The sequence below is a fragment of the Actinoallomurus bryophytorum genome (assembly GCF_006716425.1).
GTDB lineage: Bacteria > Actinomycetota > Actinomycetes > Streptosporangiales > Streptosporangiaceae > Actinoallomurus > Actinoallomurus bryophytorum.
This window is the reverse complement of the sequence record NZ_VFOZ01000001.1, coordinates 6,062,374-6,079,007: the sequence shown is the minus strand read 5'-3', so window position 1 is coordinate 6,079,007 and position 16,634 is coordinate 6,062,374. Positions and strand designations below refer to the sequence as shown.

The window sequence follows — 16,634 nt, the reverse complement described above, 5'->3', positions numbered from 1 at the left end:
CCGTCAGGAGTCGTGAACGGCGACCTCGACGCAGCTACCGCCGGTGTCGCCGCTACGGCCGCTCTTACGCCATTCGAGCGTGACCTCGACACACTGGCCACCTGAGTTGCCGCTATGGCTACTCTTACGCCACTGGTCGCTCATATGCTCTCCAACTTCGTACGGAGCGATCTCAGGGATTCATCGGCGGACATCGCCGCGCCCCTGATCAAGTCGTAGCTTAGCGCGTACTCGCGAACGCTCTCTCCGTCGGTTACGAACTGGCCGCCTAAATGGCTCTCGATATACACCAGGTCGGGGCCGTTTCCGAAGCCCAGGATCGTAAACGCTCCCATGTGCCCGGTGTAGGAGCCCACGCTTTCTGGGACGATCTGGAGAGTGATGTTGTGGCATCCTGCCAGCTCCACGAGATGGCCCAACTGCCCCCTCATCACATTTCCGCCACCGAGTACCCGCCGAAGAGCCATCTCGTCGAAAACAGCGACTATACGAGGCGGCGGCCGTTGCTCAAGAATCTGCTGGCGATCCATACGCTTGGCGACAAGTTGTTCCGCTTCCTCGTGATCCCGGCCCGCTTTCATCACCTCGTAGGCGTACTCCCGCGTCTGGAAAATTCCGGTGATGACGCAAGGCTCGAAGATGTACATCACCGAGGCCTCGGCTTCGCGGGCGACGAATTCGGGGAAGCCGCGCGGCAGTACCGCAAGGTGGCGGGTCTCGTTGATGAGCTTGCAGAGGCGCTCGAACAGGCCGTTGGTCTTGAAGTAGGTGTCGAGGTCCTCGGCGAACCTCTTTGAGGGGATGTTCTTGGCCGCTTCGAGCTGGCTGAGGAGCTGCGGTGTATAGCCGAGGACCTCGGCGAGTTCGGTCTTGGCCATGGAGCCGCGCCACGCCTCTAATTCGGCGGCGAATGCTCGGATCGCGGGGAACTCATACGGGTCACGCTGCGCCACCATGGCCGCCTCCGGGGAGTAAAGGGTCGGCGACAAAGCGTAACCGAACGCGTGCCCGCGGTTACCCGATTCTCACTCCTCGACCGTGATTCCCAGCGCCGAGGCCAGAGTGTGCAACAGGCTCTGCGCGTCGGCGCTCTTCACCGTGGAACCGCGCAGACTCTCGACGCCGCCGATCCCCCACAGGTCGCATCCGGAAAAGACCGTCGTGCCCAGCATCTTCGCCTGGCTGAACTGCACGCCCTGCATCCGGCAGTCCTCGAACCGGCACCCGGTGAACTCCGCCCCCTGGAAGTCCGCCTCGGTGAGGTTGCAGTCGCGGAACACCACGTTGCGGAACCGGCTCATGCGGAAACGGCTCAGGTCGCCGCGGCACCCGGCGAACACGACGTCGCGGAACGTACAGCCGGTCCATTTCGCCCCGGTCAGGCGGCAGCGGTCCAGGAGGGCGTTGGTCACCATTCCGTCGACGACCTCGATGTTCGCCAGATCGCAGCCGAGGAACTCGACGTCGGAGAAGCTCCCCCGCCGCAGCACCGCACCGGCGAGCCCGGCGGTGTCGAAACGGCAGCGTTCGACGTCGACATCCTCCGCGCGGGTCCCGGCCTCGACGCTTCCGCCGAACTCCTGGGACAGGTAGACGCCGTCGTCGGTGAGCGAGGAGAGCCGGGCGGGGACCAGCTCTGCCGGCAGCTTCGGTGGCACGGGCGTTCGTGCGCGGCGGGTGGGCATCGGACGAAGGTACCGGCTCGGGCCGCCGGCCACGGGGTCATGGCCCGCGGCGGCGCCCGGCAGGAGTCGGGTGGTCAGGCGCCGGCGCGGCGGACCGCGCGGCCCAGGTGCAGATACAGCGCGTGGCCGGTGCCGTCGTCGCCCAGGAACGCGTGCGGCATGTGCATGCCGCGGTCGGCTTGGACCGGAATCAGCATGTCGTCGCGGTAGTGGACGAGCTCGGTACGTTCGGTGCGCCCGCCCATCTCCACGAGGAGACCCTTGGGGATCTGCTCGATCCAGATCCGCTGATCACTGTCCTGGCTGACGGTGAGGTCGAAGACCTGAGCCGAGTAGGTGCCGACGTACCGCTCGGCGTCGATCGGCCGGGGCTCGGCGGGCGGGGCGGGGAGGGCGGGCAGACCGACGTCGGTGAGCTCACCGAGAATGTGACCCACGACGTCGCGGTAGAGCGAGATGACGTCGCCGCCGTTGGTCAGCAGCGCGACGGCCAGCCCGGCCTCGGGGACCATCCGCAGGAAGGCGCCCTGCCCGATGGTGTTGCCGTCGTGACCGATGATCGTGCCGGCCGGCGTGTCGAACCGCTCGAAACCGAGACCCCACGACGTCCCCATGAGTCCGAGTTCGGGCAGGTCGACCTGCCGGTCGTGCATCCGGGCGGCGGTCCCCGGGGCCAGCACCTGGGTGCCGTCGGCCGTACGGCCGTCCTCGAGATGCATCCGCGCGAAGGTGACCAGGTCCCGCGGCCGCATCGCGAGCATCGAGCCGGCCGGGGCGTTCGACCGCGCCATGGCCCATACGGGTGCCGGTACGTAGCCGGCACCCGGTTCCAGCTCGATGTGGCCCATCGCGGCGCGGTACATGATCGCCTCGTAGGGGCTCGTGGCGGTGTGGGTGAGCCCCAGCGGCGCGATGAGGTGCTCGCGCAGGCACGCGTCGTACGGCTGCCCGCGTAGCACCTCGACGAGCCGGCCGAGCACGCAGTAGCCGGCGTTGTTGTAGGAGAACTGCTCGCCGGGCGGGAACAGCTGCGGCACGTCGTGCAGGGTCGCGACGTACTTCTCGAGACAGTCGTCGCCCACCCCGGTGTCGGTGAAGATGTCCCCCTCGAACCCGGCGGTGTGGGCGAGCAACTGCCGGACGGTGATCCGGCCGGCCGCCTCGTCGTCGGCGATGCGAAATTCCGTCAGATAGTCGCGCACCGGCCGGTCGATGTCGACTATGCCCCCGTCGGCCAGCTGCATCACCAACGTGCTGGTCCAGAGCTTGGTGACCGACCCGATCTGAAAGACCGAATCCGCGGTCGCCTCCACTCCGGTCGCCTTGCTGAGCAACCCGGCCGCCCCGTCGACCACCTGGTCGCCCCGCAGAACAGCCCACGCCGCGCCCGGAACATGGTGCTCCACGAGCAACCGTGGAAGCTGCTCACCAAGCCAGGCCTGAATCTCGTCAAGGTCGCCCATGGGCAGTGATGCTAAGGACATCGCCGCTCGAAAAGTTCGTCGTCGCCGACGACCGGCGGCCTGCCGACTGGTCGTGACCGACCAGACCTCACGTCTCCGTCATGAGCTCGGCGGCGGGCCCTCCAGAACCCGGGAGCAGGCTCTGCCCGCCTCCGCCGAGGCGCGAAGTGGTGCAGGTCACGGGCCCGAAAAGGTCCCGAGCAGGTACATAAGCCCCGTACGATCCGGCTCATGACGATTCGGTGGGGAATCCTGGGTACCGGTGGCATCGCGCGTACGTTCACCGAGGATCTGCTCCTCCTCGGGCACGAGGGGCACGAGGTGAGGGCCGTCGGGTCCCGCGCTCCGGAGACGGCCGAGAAGTTCGCCGGCCGCTATGACATCGCCCGCGCGTACGGTTCCTACGCCGAGCTCGCCGCGGACGAGGCCATCGACGTCATCTACGTCGCGACACCGCACAGCGCGCACCACTCCGCCGCCCGTACCTGCCTGGAGGCGGGCCGCGCCGTACTCGTGGAGAAGCCCTTCACCCCGACGGCGGCCGAGGCCGAGGACCTGACCGCCCTCGCGCGGGAGCGCGGGCTGTTCGCGATGGAGGGGATGTGGACGCGGTTCAACCCGCTCGTCGCCCGCCTGCGCGACCTGGTGGCCGAGGGCGCGATCGGCGACGTCAAGGCGGTGTACGCCGACTTCTCCGAGAACGCGGAGTTCGACCCGGCGCACCGGCTGTGGTCGCCTGACCTGGCCGGCGGTGCCGTGCTGGACCTGGGCGTCTACCCGGTGTCCTTCGCCTGGATGCTGCTCGGCGAACCGGCCACGGTCGAGGCGGTCGCCGTACCCGCGCCGACGGGAGTGGACGCCAACACGGGCATCGTGTTCGGGTACGACTCGGGGGCGGTGGCGCTCCTGCACTGCGGGTTCTTCGCCAGGTCCCCTCAGACGGCCACCGTCGTCGGCACGAACGGCTGGATCGACGTGGCCGGGCCGTTCTGGCACCCGGAGACGATGACCGTGCACCGCGACGGCGCCGAGCCGGAGACCCACCATGTCGAGATCGCCGGCCACGGCTTCACCTACGAGGCCCAAGAGGTCGCGCGCTGCATCGACGCCGGCCTCACCGAGTCGCCGGTAATGCCCCTCGACGAGAGCATCGCGATCGTCCGCGCCCTCGAGGCGATCGTCTCCCAGCCGTCCGCGTAGCGCACGCCGAAATAAGTCCAGCCGTATCGCCGGTGACGCCCTCGATGAGTGCGTCGCAATCGTTAGTTCCCTGGAATCCGTCATCTGTTAAACAGGGTCATGACGAATTCCCCCCGCCGTACACAGGTCGTCATCGTCGGTGCCGGGCCCGCCGGACTGACGCTCGCCAATCTGCTGCGCGTCGGGGGAATCGCGTGCGTGCTCCTGGAGGAGGAGAGCCGCGCCTTCATCGAGCAGCGTCCGCGTGCGGGATTCATCGAGGAATGGGCCGTACGCGCGCTGGAGCGCCACGGCCTGGCCGACCGGCTCCTGGAGAAGGCCGAGATCCAGGGTTCCTTCGAGTTCCGGTTCAACGGCGCGCGTCACATCATGAACTACGGCGAGCTCGCCGGTCACCGGCACTTCGTCTACCCGCAGCAGTATCTGGTCACGGACCTGGTCGGACTCCACACCGACCAGGGCGGCGACGTGCGCTTCGGCGTACGCGACGTCCGCCTTCACGATGTGGACACCGACCATCCCGCGGTCACCTACGAGGACTCCGAGACCGGTCTGCCGCACCGCGTCGAGTGCGACTTCATCGCCGGCTGCGACGGCGCGCGGGGCGTCTCCCGCGGCTATCTCACCGCGGGGAACGCGCTCCTCGCCTCGCACGACTACGGCATCGGCTGGCTCGCCCTGCTGGCCGAGGCTCCACCGTCCGCGACCGGGGTGATCTTCGGCATCCATCCGCGCGGTTTCGCCGCCCATATGGCGCGCGGCCCGGACGTCACGCGTTTCTATCTCCAGTGCCCGCCGGGCGACTCCGAGGCGAACTGGCCAGAGGAACGGGTGCACGAAGAACTGCGCATCCGCCTGGAAATTCCGGGCGGCCCAATCGCTCTCGGGGCGCTGATCGAAAAGCGGGTTCTCGACATGCGGAACTATGTCGTCGAACCCCTGTCGCGCGGCCGGCTCCACCTGGCCGGCGAATCGGCGCACCTGGTCGCGCCCATCGCGGCCAAGGGCATGAACCTCGCGATCAATGACGCCTTGCTGCTCGCCTCCGCCATCGCCGCGCACTACGAGGGCGACGACGCGAAACTGGCCGGATATTCCGATGCCTGCCTGGAGAGGATCTGGCAGTACCAGGAGTTCTCCCAGTGGCTCTCGGAGATCTTCCACGGGCCGACCGTGACCGCAACGGCCGACCCGTTCCAGACCCGCCTCACCGAGGCACGCCTGCGGCGGCTGCTGAAGTCCAAGACGGCCGCGGCGGCGTTCGCGGACATCTACACGGGCAAGCACGCCGACTTCTGAGACCTGGCCGCCGTCGCGGAGCCCTCCTTCGAACGCGACCGTGGCCAGGACCGCCAGGATCAGCCGGCGCCGAGGCCAGGCGGCTACCCGACCTTGTCCCCCGGATCTTCGGGAACCGCGCCGAGCTGCCGCAGCTGCGACAGGACGTCCACGATCCCCCAGGTCTCGGCGATCCGGCCGTCCGCGAAGCGGGAGATGAGGATCTCGTTGTACGTGATGGACCGGCCGGTCGGCGGACGGCCCATGTACTCGCCCTGATGGGTTCCGGTGACCGTGTTCCTGCAGACGACCTTGTCCCCCTCCGCGATCACATCCTCGACCGCGACGTGAAGGTCGGGGAACGCGCGAAGGAGCGTCGCCCAGACCTGTTTGAGCGCCGCCGCCCCTGTGGCGTCGGTCGGCAACGGTGTGCGGATCACCACGTCCGGGGCGACGACCTCGTCGATCGTCCTTGAGATGACCTCCACGTCGCCGCTGTTCGCGGCGTCATGGAGGCGGCCGAACTTCGCCTTGTTGCTTGTCGCCTGTGCTGTTGACACGTGGCCTCTTCTCGGTTCGCTACGAAACGGCCGGATCACTTCTGGAGGACGGCCTGGATCTCGAGGCTGATCGACACCTTGTCGCCGACCACGACGCCACCGCCGTCCAGCGGGAGGACGAGGTCGATGCCGAAGTCGCGCCGGTCGATCCGCGTGGTCGCGGAGAAGCCGGCCCGCTGCCCGCCGAACGGGTCCGGGGTGAACCCGTTCACCTCGACGGCCAGCGGCACCTGCCGGGTGACGCCGTGCAACGTCAGGTCACCGTCGACGGCCCAGCCGTCGCCGGTCCGGCGGATGCCGGTGGAGCGGTAGCCCATCGTCGGGTACCGCTCGACCTCGAGGTAGTCGGCGGAGCGGAGGTGGTCGTCACGGGATCGGTAGCCGGTGTCGATGGACGCGAGGTCGATCGTCGCGGTGACCGACGAGGTCAGCGGGTCCTCGCTCGTGACGATCGTGACGTCGTAGCCGGTGAACCGGCCACGGATCTTGCTGACCATGAGGTGATGGGCGGAGAAGGCGATCTCGGAGTGCACCGGGTCGGCCTTCCAGGTGCCGGTCAGATAGTCCGGGATCGCGACGTTCGTTGTCTTCAGGGATGCGGTGCCGTGGTTGTCGCTCATACCCAGATGACGAACGCACGGCCGCCGAGGGGACGGCCCGGGTCGTCTTCGAGCGCATCGGAGCCGCTTTGAGAGCGTCCTCACATGCGGTGGAGCCTCACACGACACGCAGCGCGGGGGATCGGCGGATTAGGATCACGACGTGCCGACAGTCCCCCGGCGTCGCAGCACGATGCGCGGTCACCTAGTCGTCTGCGGCGACACGCCCCTCGCCTTCCGGCTCGCCGACGAGCTGGCCACGCGTTATCTGCAGGACGTCACCGTCATCCTGCCGTCCAAGAAACGCAACCACGGACCGCAGATCGCCGAGCTGCCCCGGGTCAAGGTGCACGAGGCCCATGAGCTGAACGACGAGGCGTTCCGCGACGTCAACGCGGAGGCGGCCAGCGCGGTCGCGCTCGTGGGCAACAGCGAGGTCGGCAACATCCACGCCGCGCTGCGGGTGCAGGAGCTCAACCCGGGCGCGCGGCTCGTCATCCGGATGTCGAACACCTCGCTGGGTCAGCGGATCCGTACCCTGTTCAACGACTGCGCGGTGCTGTCCGACGGCGCGATGGCCGCGCCGTCGTTCGTGGCAGCGGCGCTCGGCGATCCGGCTCCCAGCCACGTACGCGTGGCCGGCCGCACCCTCTATGTCGCGCGCCGCAGCGACCGGCCGACCAGCATCATCTGCGGGCTGGCCGACACCCGGCGCTCGGAGGGCAACCCGCGCCTGCTGCCCGACCCGCACGAGAGCGCCAACCTGGTGCTGGCCGTCGCCGACAAGACCCCGCGCGACCCGCTCCTGTCCCACCGTCCGCACCGGAGCCAGGTCTCGGGGCTGACGCGCAACCTCGCGCTGATCCTCAACCGCCGCCTGATGCAGGTGGCGGTCTCGCTCCTGGCCGTGATCGTCATCGGCACGGTGCTGCTGAGCATCGCCGCGCACTACGGCCTCAGCGAGTCGGTCTATCTCGTCCTCCTCGACCTCGCGGGTGCCGCCGACCCCGAACCCTCACTCGGAGGGCCGGCGAAGCTGATCCAGGTCGTGGTGACCCTCGCCAGCCTTGCCCTGGTGCCGGCCGTCACGGCCGCGGTCGTCGACGCGGTGGTCCGCGCCCGGCTCGCCGGCCCGCTGGAGCTGCGCGAGCCGATCAGCGGCCACATCGTGGTCGTCGGGCTCGGCGGTGTCGGGCTACGCGTGGTGGCGCAGCTGAACGACCTCGGCGTCCCCGTCGTGTGCGTCGAGATGAACGAGGACGCGGTCGGTGTTCCCTTCGCCCGCCGCGAAGGGCTGCCGCTCGTGATCGGCGACGCCACGCGCAAGGAGACGCTGCGCAGCGCGTGGGTCAGCACCTGCCGCGCGGTCGTCACCGTCACGAGTGACGACATCACCAACCTCGAGGCCGGGCTGAGCTCGCGCGACCTGAAGGACAACGTACGGGTCGTGCTGCGGCTCTTCGACGACGACCTGGCCGGCCGGGTGCACCGCAACTTCCGCATCCCGGTGTCGCGCAGCGTGTCCTTCCTCGCCGCGCCGGCCTTCGCCGCCGCCATGATGGAACGCCTGATCATCGGTACCATCCCGGTCGGCCGCAAGGTGATGCTCATCGCCGACGTACCCATCGCCCAGGGCTCGGTGCTGGAGGGCCGCCCGCTGAGCGACGTCAACCAGCCCGGCGAGTCACGGGTGCTCGCGCTGGGCCGCCGGGGCGGCCCGCACTTCGACTGGGCGCCCCAGGCCGGCTACCGCCTCGTACGGGGCGACCGGCTCATCGTGCTGGCCACCCGTACGGGCATCGGGCACGTACGGGCGCGCAGCATCTCCCCGTCGCAGGCCCCACCGGCCTTACGGATGCGTGAGGAGTCGCCGGGTGGCTAGTGGGCCACGAGGCCGTCGCGTCCCGCCATCTTCTGGGCCTTCACCCGGAACGTCCCGACCAGCGGCCCGGTGTCGAGCCGGAGCCGGCCGTCGGACAGCCGGGTGTCCTTGTGCTCCGTGTCGAGCGGCACGATCACGTACTGCCGGCCGCGGATCGCGCCGGTGAGCACGGACGCCTCGTTCGCCTTGAGCTTCCCGCTCGGGAACTGGAAGGTCCCCGTGAGCCGCGCCAGCATCGCGTACGGCACGTCCTTGGTCGTGTAGTAGCCGCCGGTGTCCAGGTCTCCGGTGGCCGACTCCAGCGGGACGAGCAGCAGCTTGTCCCCGTGGTCGTTGTAGGCCCTGACCAGCGGGTTGAAGCGCGGGATCAGGTCGCTGTTCTGCTTTGCGAGCACGTCCTGGATGCCCTGGCGCAGATCGTCCGACGGTTGTTCGGCGGCCGGGGCGACACCCTGCAGCAGGAGCCCGAGCGGGGTCTGGCCACCCTGGGTGACCTGCCGCTGCCAGGGCTGCTCGGCCTTCTTCCCCTTCTTGTTCTCGTCCTTCTTGTTCTCGTCCAGCAGCAGACCGGAAAGGGCGCCCAGCGGCGCGGCCTCGCCGTCGACGGTCAGGTGCCGCGGGTCCAGGCCCTGGTCGAGCGGCGCGTACGACACGTGCTCCCGCAGGTCGCCGGGGTCCTTACGGTCGGCGCCCTCGGCCATGGCCGCGGCGACGGCGTCGAAGTAGCCGGCCGCGCCCTCCGCGGCATCGGTGGCCGCGGCGCGCTTGGCCTCGTCGGGGTACTCCTTCTGCCACCGCGAGTACCAGTACGAGGCGTTGGCGAGCCGCTGCTTCTTCTGCTGGGGATCGTGGTAGGCCGCGACCACGTCGTCGTACAGCATGGCGCGGTACAGCCGTGGCGTGACGGCGAGCGGATACTCGGTGCCCCGCAGCTGGTGCTGGTCAAGGGGCTTTCCGCGCTGCTGCCACGAATGGAACAGCTCGTCGGTCGCGGCGCCGAACAGGATCTGCGACAGGCTCGCGTGCTCGTTCTTGGCCTCGTCGGCGTACGCCGGGTCGGCACTGTTGATCACGACGGCGGGGTGCCCGTCCCAGCTGGTGTAGAGCGACCCGGAGGCCGGGATCGTGACCCTGTGCCGCGTCAGGTCGGCGGCGCCGAGGTTCTTCACGCCCTCGACCGTCACCAGCCGCGCGACCTTCCCGTCGCCGATGATGACCCGCCGGTCCTTCAGGACGACGCCGGGCCAGATGCGCCCGGCGTCCGGCCAGACCTTGGAGACGTAGCCATGGACCTCGTTCGACACCGGCACGACCGCCGTCGCCTTGGAGATCGCGTGTGTCTTGTGAGAATGCTCTGCGCATCCGGCGATGACGCCCGCGGCCAGACCGCCGAGCGCGATCGCCGCGACGCCTGCGCCGCGGCGTCCAGTCCCGATCAACACTGCCTACCCCCCGCTACCGACGACATGGGCACCGGGGGGAAACTGCTGCCCAATCTTTTCCTGGCGATCATTCCCCGTGATCGCGGGGGATAACGCCACGGACCTGCGAAGCTGTGATGCCGGCCGGCTCAGCCCAGGGGCTTCAGCTCGGCCTCGGTCGCGGCGTCGTGGTCGGTGGACAGGCTGAGGTCGCGCCAGCGGGCGTCGCTCTCGGCGCGTGCCCGTTCGACCGCGGCGGCGTAGCGTACGGCGTCGCTGCCCAGCAGCAGCCGCAGCGGAGGCTCGTCCAGGCCGGCGACCTTCAGCACGACCTCGGCGACCCTGGCCGGATCGCCCGCCGCGGCCATCCCGCCTTCGGCGAATCGTTCGGCCAGCGCGCCGACGGTCTTCCGGTACGGCTCGCTGACCGGGGGGATCGACATCGAGGACCCGGCCCAGTCCGTACGCATCCCGCCGGGCTCCAGCACGGTGACCTTGATGCCGAGCGGCCCGACCTCCTGGGCGAGCACCTCGGAGAACCCGCCGACGGCCCACTTCGCGGCCTGGTAGGCGGACAGGCCCACGGTCGTGACCCGGCCGCCGACCGAGGAGACCTGGATGATGTGACCCGAACCCTGCTCACGCAGCACCGGCAGGGCGGCCTTGGTCACGTTGACGACGCCGAGAAGATTGGTGTCGATCTGCGCGCGGAAGTCCTCGGCGGTGACGTCCTCGACGGAGGCCAGATCGGCGTAGCCGGCGTTGTTCACGACCACGTCGAGGCGGCCGAACTCCTCCACCGCGGTGCGTACGGCGGCCTCGGCGGCCTGCGGGTCGGTGACGTCGAGGGGGACCTGGCGGAGCCTTTCGCCGTACCTCGCGACCAGCTCACCGGGCAGGTTAGGCCTGCGGGCGGTGGCGACGAGGGCGTGCCCTTCCGCGAGGACCGCTTCGGCGATCTCTCGCCCGAGGCCGCGTGAGGTTCCGGTGACGAGGAAGACCTTGCTCATGTTCTCGCCTTTCGCTTCGACTAAATGGTTAGTTGATTGACGGTACCTCATCTGTCAACTAACCGGTTAGCCGGCGGTACGCTGTCGCCCATGGCAGGTGACGCGGAGGCGACGAGGCGCCGGCTTCTGGACGCGGCGAGCCAGGAGTTCGCCGCGTACGGCATCGCCGGCGCGCGCGTGGACCGGATCGCCGCCGCGGCCCGGTCCAACAAGGCGCAGATCTACCACTACTTCGGCAGCAAGGACGCCCTGTTCGACGCCGTCTTCCACGAGCTCGTCGTCCGCACCGTCCGCGAGGTGCCGATCGATCCCCTGGACCTGCCCGGCTACGCCGCCCGGCTGTTCGACGGCTACGAGGACCACCCGGAGGTGCAGCGGCTCGCCACCTGGTACCGCCTCGAACGCGCCGAGACGGACTCACCGCTGGAGATCGTGGTGGCGAGCAACCGCGCCAAGGTCGAGGCCATCGCCTCGTCCCAGCGTTCGGGGGCGCTCCCGGCCGCCGTAGCGGCCGACGACCTGCTCGCGCTCGTCCTCACGATCGCGTCGATGTGGACGTCGATGACCCCGGAGTACAACGCGCTGGTGAGCCGTCACACCCGCGCCCACCGCCGCCAGGTAGTGATCGACGCCGTACGCGCGCTGCTCGCCTGACCGGCGCCTTCGGAGTCAGCACCTGCGGATCCACGGGCGGGGCGTCAGGTCTCACCGTGCGCCGCGTGTGGCGCTCAACCTGGTGCCGGGGCGGTCTCGAGCCGGCGGATGATCGGGTTGAGCAGCTCGTTGAGCTCTTTGACCAGGACCGCCACCGCGAGGCGGGCGGTGTCGGCCAGGGTGTCGGATGGGCCGCCGGGTGCCGGCGGGAGCGCGCCGAGCGGCACGGGCGTGTCAATGAGCAAGGTGGTCCGCAGGAAGGGGCTGCGGGTCAGGTCCTGGTCGGTGGGTTCGAGGTACTGGCCGAAGGTCTGCGGCCAGTCACGCCAGCCGCGGTCCCGCCACCATTCCCGTGAGGCGGTGAGCTGGGCGGGAAGCGGTGACACGAGCAGGGCGTGGGCTGTCAGGGTGCCGTCCCAGGGGTTGCGGTCGCAGGCGACGGACAGGATCCGCCGGTGCCGGCGCACGCACGGGGGCGACGGAGTGACGGCCAGCCGCCACGCGGCGCAGGCGAAGGTCACCGGGGCGATGTCGCCCCACGATCCGTCGAACGCCGCGACGTTGTCCCGTACGAGTTCGGCGTAGCGGCTCAACCCGTCGGCAGCGCGTCCCCGGTCGTACTCCCGGTCGATCCAGAGGGCCTCATGCTCGCCCATGTGTTCCTCCCGCCGAGGTGGTCGCGTACCGCACAGTCAACGCGATCACCGGCCCCGCCCGGCGGTTGTTCTCTCACAGCCGACCGCCATCGCCGGTGACCGCCTCACGGCACGCCACCGTGAGACCCGGACAACACACCGAGGAACTCCGCGTCGAAGGCCGGAACTAGGCCACGATGTCAATAACATCCCGGCTTAGACGATCTACCTTGGGAGTCTCATGCCCTCCGCGTTCGACTTCGACAGCCTCGTGAACAACTTCGATCAGGTCCAGCCCTTGATGGCGGGGGCGACGACCGGAATTCTCGAACACGTTCCGCCGCTTGGGCACGGCACGACCGTCTTGGACATCGCGTGTGGCACGGGGGAGCCCGGGCTCACCCTCGCGGAGCACCGACCCGGAACCCACCTGATCGGTGTCGACAGCGCCGAGCCGATGGTGGGAGCCGCCCGGCGCAAAGCGGAGGCCAAGGGCCTGGCCGACACCCGGTTCGCCGTGATGGACAGCCGGCACCTTGACCTCGCGGACGCCTCGGTCGACTGCGTGGTGTCCCGGTTCGGGGTCCTCTCCTTCGCCGATCCGATGGCCGAGGCACGTGAGATGTCGCGGGTGTTGCGGCCGGACGGTGGCTTCGCCGTGGCGACGTGGGACGCCGCCAGCAAGAACGTCCTGACCTACGCGATCGCCTCGGCCGTCGATGAGTGGCTTCCTCCGCAGGCGACGGCGGCGATGCGGCGGATGGAGCAGTTCGCGATGCCCGGAAGGCGGGAGTCATGGCTGCGGCAGGCCGGGTTCTCGAAGGTCGACAGTTCCCTGTGGACCTGGCCCGTCGAGTTCGCCGACGAGGAGGCCATGTGGGCTCTCGCCGGCGGCCCGGCCATGCTGCAGGCGGTGGTCACCGGACTCGACGATGACCACACCCATCAGGCCCGCGACAGGGTTCGCGACCTCACGAGTGAATACAGGCGATCAGACGGCACGTATGTCCTGCCGTACGCGTGCCGGCTGCTCTGGGGAACCCGTTGACCTGTTGGCGTCAGCCGTGATCACGGCAGCCAACGCACGCCTGCTCCATGGCGTGCCCGGCGTGGATCGGACGCGAACGCGCCCGGCGTCGGCGGTCCTTCGTCCGCCGGTGCCGGGCGCGTTCGCGTCACGTCCCGCTAGTGGCGCAGGGCGGCGATCAGGGACTTGGTGTCGGGGGTCCCCATCCGTACGAAGAGCGGCAGCGTGCCCAGGTCGGACGGGTAGGCGTGCAGGTCACCCCGTACGGTCCGGCCGCGGGTCACGTCGTACCACTCACCCGGCGGCAGGTGGACGTCGCGGCTCGTGCCCTCCGACAGCACCGGCGCGGTCAGCAGCGAGTCGCCGAGCAGCCACTCGTCGCCGATCGTGTACGACGCCTTGTCCGACGGGAAGTCGAAGAACAGCGGCTGCATGATCGGATCACCGGACCGCAGCGTGGCCTTCACCTGCCTCTCGATGTACGGCGCCAGGCGCTTGTGAACGTCCAGCGCCTTGTTGTAGAGCTTCACCGTGTCCGGGTCGTAGTCGATCCACTTGTTGTTGACGTAGTCGTAGACGCGGATCGGTGACGTCGAGGAGTAGATGAGCGGCATGGCGGCGGCCGCCTGCGCCCAGCGGATGAGAACCTCCTTGGACGGCGGCGGTCCGCCCTCCGAGCCGCCGACCATGTCGGTCTCCACGAACGGGTAGCCGATCGTGGAGACGGCCAGGTCCTGGTGGACGGCGGCCTGCAGGGACGTCCAGTCCGTGCCCTTGTCGATCTCGCGGGTCACGAAGCCGTACTTCTGCGAGCCGGTCCAGTGGATGCGCACGCCCACACCCTGCTGGTCGAACTCGTCGGTGAGCTGGGCGCCGAGCTTGACGTAGTCGTTGGCCGTGTAGCCCTGGGCGGGGGCGCACGTCTCGTCGTAGAAGCGGGTGTCGAACTTGAACCCGTCCACCCCATAGGTCTTCTCGAGCGCCTGCAGCTGGCCGGTGTACCAGGCGCGCGCGTCAGGGTTGCCCAGGTCCACGATGCCGGCCTTGCCGTTCCACCAGTCGACGGTGCACGGCTTGGACGGGTCGTCCTTGGACTTCAGCAGGTATCCCTTGTCCGCGGCCACCTTGTAGTTGTCCGCGTCGAGGTTGATCCAGAGCGTCACCCAGAGGCCGAACTTGTCCCCGAGGTTGTGCACCTCGTCCGACATCGCCTTGGGGTCGGGGAACTTGGAGTTGAAGGTGAAGTCGCCGTAGTGACTCATCCAGCCGTCGTCCAGCGACATCGTGTGCCCGGGGACCTTGGCGTCGTGCAGACGGTGCACGTAGTCCAGGAAGCCGGCCTGGTCCACGTTCGTGTAGAACTGCGCCCAGGAGTTCCACAGCGGCGTCTCGTACTGGTACGGCTCGGCGTCGCTCTTGGCGGGCTTGCCCGTGATGCCGATGTAGTCGTCGTAGACGGCCTTGGGGGTCTTCTCGACGAAGAACGTGGCCGCGAAGCCCGGCGAGCCGGTGACCTCCATGCCCGCGACGCCGGCGGTCTTCTTGCCGAGGTCGACGTTCATCAGGTCCTGGGTGTCGAAGAAGATGCCCGCGGCCGACTGGGTGAACCAGAACGGGTCGACCATCTGGTACGACGCCGGGCCGAACGCGTCGTCGGCGACCTTGCCGGAGTCGAGCGGCCACGGCTGGTCCGTGTAGGGGCCGCCCTCGTCGGTGCTCGCCTCGCCATGGCCGTACCAGTGCCCGGCCGAGGCCATCGCGAAGTGCATGCCGGTGGCGGTCGGCGTCGCGCCCTGGACCGTGCTCTCCACCTTGTAGCGGTCCGCTGACGGGGTCACCTTCACCGCGAGGGTGGCCGACTTGTCGGTGGTGGCGACGCTCAGGGTCAGTACGCCGTGGGACCAGGTGGCCTTGCGTACGTCGGTGGCGGTGGCCTGGCCGTTCGGCCCGGTGAAGTCGATGGCGTCGGTGTTCGTGGTGTTCAGCACCGTACGGCCGGCCCGGCGGGCGCTGATCTGGAAGTGCCGCTTGGCGATGACGACCTGGTACGCCGGGGCGGTCAGCGTGATGGACCCGGCACTGTCGTGATACGTGAAACGCGGGGCGGCCGAGGCCGCGCCGGCGCCACCGGCGAACGACGTGGCGGCCAGCGAAAGAAGAGCGAGGGGAAGGAATAGTCGGCGGGATCTCAGCGCGATCACCTCGCGGGGTTCGGGAGCCGCCCGGCCGTGGGGTTGCCGGACTGCTCATTTGTGCGCACTACTGGCCGATACTGCGCATAAACGAGCGCCGCGTCAAGATCTTCGGCTGTGTGGCACGCACGTGAACCCGCTTACGGAGCGTCCTCGCCGAGTCGTCCCACGGCGAGAACGAGGGCGCCGAGCAGGGCGTTTCCGCCGCTCGCGTCTATGACGCGACCGTATTCGGGGCGGCGGAACCCCAGCCCTGCGGCCACACACGCAGGCCCCGTGTACGGGGCCGCGTCGCTTCGGCGACGGCCGAGGACGCCCGCGAAGGGCGGCGGAGCGCCTCGCGGCGTGCTCCGGCAGGGGTCAGCCGCCGAGGGCCTTCTTGCGTGACCGGTAGCGGTTGAGCAGCACCGGGCGCAGCCAGCGCAGTGGGGCCGGGAGGTCGCTCATCATCTCGCCGTAGCCCGCCGGGCGGTCCGGGTCCTCCAGCAGCCCGAACAGCAGGTCCGGCCCCGAGCGGGGCGCGCCGTCGACGATGGCCTTGCGTAGCCTGATCATCTCCGCGTCCGGTACCTGCGGGAACAGCTCGACGAGCGCCGGCTCTTCATCGTCGAGGTGCCCGGCCAGCAGGTCACGGACCTTCGCTGCCGCAGAGGCACCGCGCTCGGCAGCCGCCCGCTCCCCCGCGGCGACCCCGTCGATGGCCGTGGTCAAGGCCTGCAACTCGGCGTCGAGCGCCTCGTGTTCGGCGGTCAGGTCATCGAGCTTCCCGGACGCCTCGGGGAACAGCTCGCGCAGCACCGGCCAGAAGAGCTCGTCCTCACTGGCGTGGTGATGATGGACGAAGGTGACGAGCCAACGCGCCGTGTTCACCAGGGTCTTGGCGTCGACCGCGCCGGCAGAGCCGGCGTCGGCGAACCGCGCGAACGCCTCCGCTGTCAGGACCGTGCCCCGGCGCATGATCGTGTGTACCGCGATGAGCTCGTCGTACATGTGCGAGCCCGCGGTGCGCACTACTGAAGTCATGACAG

At 69.2% G+C, this 16,634-nt stretch carries 16 protein-coding genes; 5 read left to right on the top strand and 11 right to left on the bottom strand.

What is annotated here, in order from left to right:
* Nucleotides 1–3 precede the first annotated feature (3 nt).
* From FB559_RS28515 to FB559_RS28500, 4 genes are all read right to left on the bottom strand, one after another.
* Nucleotides 4–144 (bottom strand): DUF397 domain-containing protein, encoded by a 141-nt coding sequence (locus tag FB559_RS28515; protein ID WP_141959385.1) that lies wholly within the window; start codon nt 142–144, stop codon nt 4–6.
* The gene (locus tag FB559_RS28510; protein ID WP_141959383.1) at nt 141–956 is read right to left on the bottom strand and encodes a DUF5753 domain-containing protein; all 816 of its coding nucleotides are present in this window, start codon (nt 954–956) and stop codon (nt 141–143) included. Before FB559_RS28510 ends, FB559_RS28515 begins: the two co-directional genes overlap by 4 nt.
* Before the next feature lie 69 nt (nt 957–1,025).
* Complete coding sequence (locus FB559_RS28505) at nt 1,026–1,685, bottom strand: pentapeptide repeat-containing protein (RefSeq protein WP_141959381.1); 660 nt, start codon at nt 1,683–1,685, stop codon at nt 1,026–1,028.
* Nucleotides 1,686–1,759: 74 nt separating this feature from the next.
* Entirely contained in the window at nt 1,760–3,148 is a 1,389-nt protein-coding gene (locus FB559_RS28500; protein WP_141959379.1) for a serine hydrolase domain-containing protein, read from the bottom strand.
* A 231-nt stretch (nt 3,149–3,379) separates the two neighbouring features.
* Between FB559_RS28500 and FB559_RS28495 the strand changes: the two genes are divergently transcribed.
* Both FB559_RS28495 and FB559_RS28490 read left to right on the top strand, forming a co-directional pair.
* The gene (locus tag FB559_RS28495) at nt 3,380–4,348 is read left to right on the top strand and encodes a Gfo/Idh/MocA family protein (protein WP_141959377.1); all 969 of its coding nucleotides are present in this window, start codon (nt 3,380–3,382) and stop codon (nt 4,346–4,348) included.
* 99 nt (nt 4,349–4,447) lie between these two features.
* Nucleotides 4,448–5,647: a 4-hydroxybenzoate 3-monooxygenase gene (locus FB559_RS28490; protein WP_141959375.1), complete on the top strand. Its 1,200-nt coding sequence runs from the start codon at nt 4,448–4,450 to the stop codon at nt 5,645–5,647.
* Between the two features lie 83 nt (nt 5,648–5,730).
* Here FB559_RS28490 and FB559_RS28485 read toward each other — a convergent pair whose 3' ends face one another.
* Entirely contained in the window at nt 5,731–6,186 is a 456-nt protein-coding gene (locus FB559_RS28485; protein WP_141959373.1) for an ester cyclase, read from the bottom strand.
* 35 nt (nt 6,187–6,221) lie between these two features.
* On the bottom strand, nt 6,222–6,806 hold the full coding sequence (locus tag FB559_RS28480; protein WP_141959371.1) for a YceI family protein: 585 nt from the start codon (nt 6,804–6,806) through the stop codon (nt 6,222–6,224).
* 142 nt (nt 6,807–6,948) lie between these two features.
* On the opposite strand from FB559_RS28480, the gene FB559_RS28475 reads away from it, so the two are divergent.
* The gene (locus tag FB559_RS28475; protein WP_141959369.1) at nt 6,949–8,667 is read left to right on the top strand and encodes an NAD-binding protein; all 1,719 of its coding nucleotides are present in this window, start codon (nt 6,949–6,951) and stop codon (nt 8,665–8,667) included.
* Here FB559_RS28475 and FB559_RS28470 read toward each other — a convergent pair.
* Entirely contained in the window at nt 8,664–10,109 is a 1,446-nt protein-coding gene (locus FB559_RS28470; protein WP_141959367.1) for a hypothetical protein, read from the bottom strand. The two genes, FB559_RS28475 and FB559_RS28470, sit on opposite strands and share 4 nt — an antisense overlap.
* A 128-nt stretch (nt 10,110–10,237) precedes the next feature.
* Nucleotides 10,238–11,098, bottom strand: a complete 861-nt coding sequence (locus FB559_RS28465; protein WP_141959365.1) for an SDR family NAD(P)-dependent oxidoreductase — start codon at nt 11,096–11,098, stop codon at nt 10,238–10,240.
* Nucleotides 11,099–11,188: 90 nt separating this feature from the next.
* On the opposite strand from FB559_RS28465, the gene FB559_RS28460 reads away from it, so the two are divergent.
* Nucleotides 11,189–11,752 carry a TetR/AcrR family transcriptional regulator gene (locus FB559_RS28460; protein ID WP_141959363.1) on the top strand — a complete coding sequence of 188 codons (564 nt, stop codon included), beginning with the start codon at nt 11,189–11,191 and terminating at the stop codon, nt 11,750–11,752.
* Between the two features lie 74 nt (nt 11,753–11,826).
* Here the strand turns inward: FB559_RS28460 and FB559_RS28455 are convergent, their stop codons facing one another.
* Entirely contained in the window at nt 11,827–12,408 is a 582-nt protein-coding gene (locus FB559_RS28455; RefSeq protein WP_141959360.1) for a hypothetical protein, read from the bottom strand.
* A 220-nt stretch (nt 12,409–12,628) separates the two neighbouring features.
* Between FB559_RS28455 and FB559_RS28450 the strand changes: the two genes are divergently transcribed.
* Nucleotides 12,629–13,435: a class I SAM-dependent methyltransferase gene (locus FB559_RS28450; protein ID WP_141959358.1), complete on the top strand. Its 807-nt coding sequence runs from the start codon at nt 12,629–12,631 to the stop codon at nt 13,433–13,435.
* Between the two features lie 137 nt (nt 13,436–13,572).
* On the opposite strand, the gene FB559_RS28445 is transcribed toward FB559_RS28450, so the two are convergent.
* Both FB559_RS28445 and FB559_RS28440 read right to left on the bottom strand, forming a co-directional pair.
* On the bottom strand, nt 13,573–15,615 hold the full coding sequence (locus tag FB559_RS28445; RefSeq protein WP_221640213.1) for a TIM-barrel domain-containing protein: 2,043 nt from the start codon (nt 15,613–15,615) through the stop codon (nt 13,573–13,575).
* Nucleotides 15,616–15,966: 351 nt separating this feature from the next.
* Nucleotides 15,967–16,629, bottom strand: a complete 663-nt coding sequence (locus FB559_RS28440) for a hemerythrin domain-containing protein (RefSeq protein WP_141959356.1) — start codon at nt 16,627–16,629, stop codon at nt 15,967–15,969.
* Nucleotides 16,630–16,634 lie beyond the last annotated feature (5 nt).

Bases quoted from the DNA above. Each gene is read 5' to 3' on its own strand.
- FB559_RS28480 (WP_141959371.1), bottom strand. From the start codon at position 6,806: ATGAGCGACAACCACGGCACCGCATCCCTGAAGACAACGAACGTCGCG.
- FB559_RS28440 (WP_141959356.1), bottom strand. From the start codon at position 16,629: ATGACTTCAGTAGTGCGCACCGCGGGCTCGCACATGTACGACGAGCTC.
- FB559_RS28505 (WP_141959381.1), bottom strand. From the start codon at position 1,685: ATGCCCACCCGCCGCGCACGAACGCCCGTGCCACCGAAGCTGCCGGCA.
- FB559_RS28465 (WP_141959365.1), bottom strand. From the start codon at position 11,098: ATGAGCAAGGTCTTCCTCGTCACCGGAACCTCACGCGGCCTCGGGCGA.
- FB559_RS28455 (WP_141959360.1), bottom strand. From the start codon at position 12,408: ATGGGCGAGCATGAGGCCCTCTGGATCGACCGGGAGTACGACCGGGGA.
- FB559_RS28490 (WP_141959375.1), top strand. From the start codon at position 4,448: ATGACGAATTCCCCCCGCCGTACACAGGTCGTCATCGTCGGTGCCGGG.
- FB559_RS28510 (WP_141959383.1), bottom strand. From the start codon at position 956: ATGGTGGCGCAGCGTGACCCGTATGAGTTCCCCGCGATCCGAGCATTC.
- FB559_RS28500 (WP_141959379.1), bottom strand. From the start codon at position 3,148: ATGGGCGACCTTGACGAGATTCAGGCCTGGCTTGGTGAGCAGCTTCCA.
- FB559_RS28450 (WP_141959358.1), top strand. From the start codon at position 12,629: ATGCCCTCCGCGTTCGACTTCGACAGCCTCGTGAACAACTTCGATCAG.
- FB559_RS28495 (WP_141959377.1), top strand. From the start codon at position 3,380: ATGACGATTCGGTGGGGAATCCTGGGTACCGGTGGCATCGCGCGTACG.
- FB559_RS28460 (WP_141959363.1), top strand. From the start codon at position 11,189: ATGGCAGGTGACGCGGAGGCGACGAGGCGCCGGCTTCTGGACGCGGCG.
- FB559_RS28515 (WP_141959385.1), bottom strand. From the start codon at position 144: ATGAGCGACCAGTGGCGTAAGAGTAGCCATAGCGGCAACTCAGGTGGC.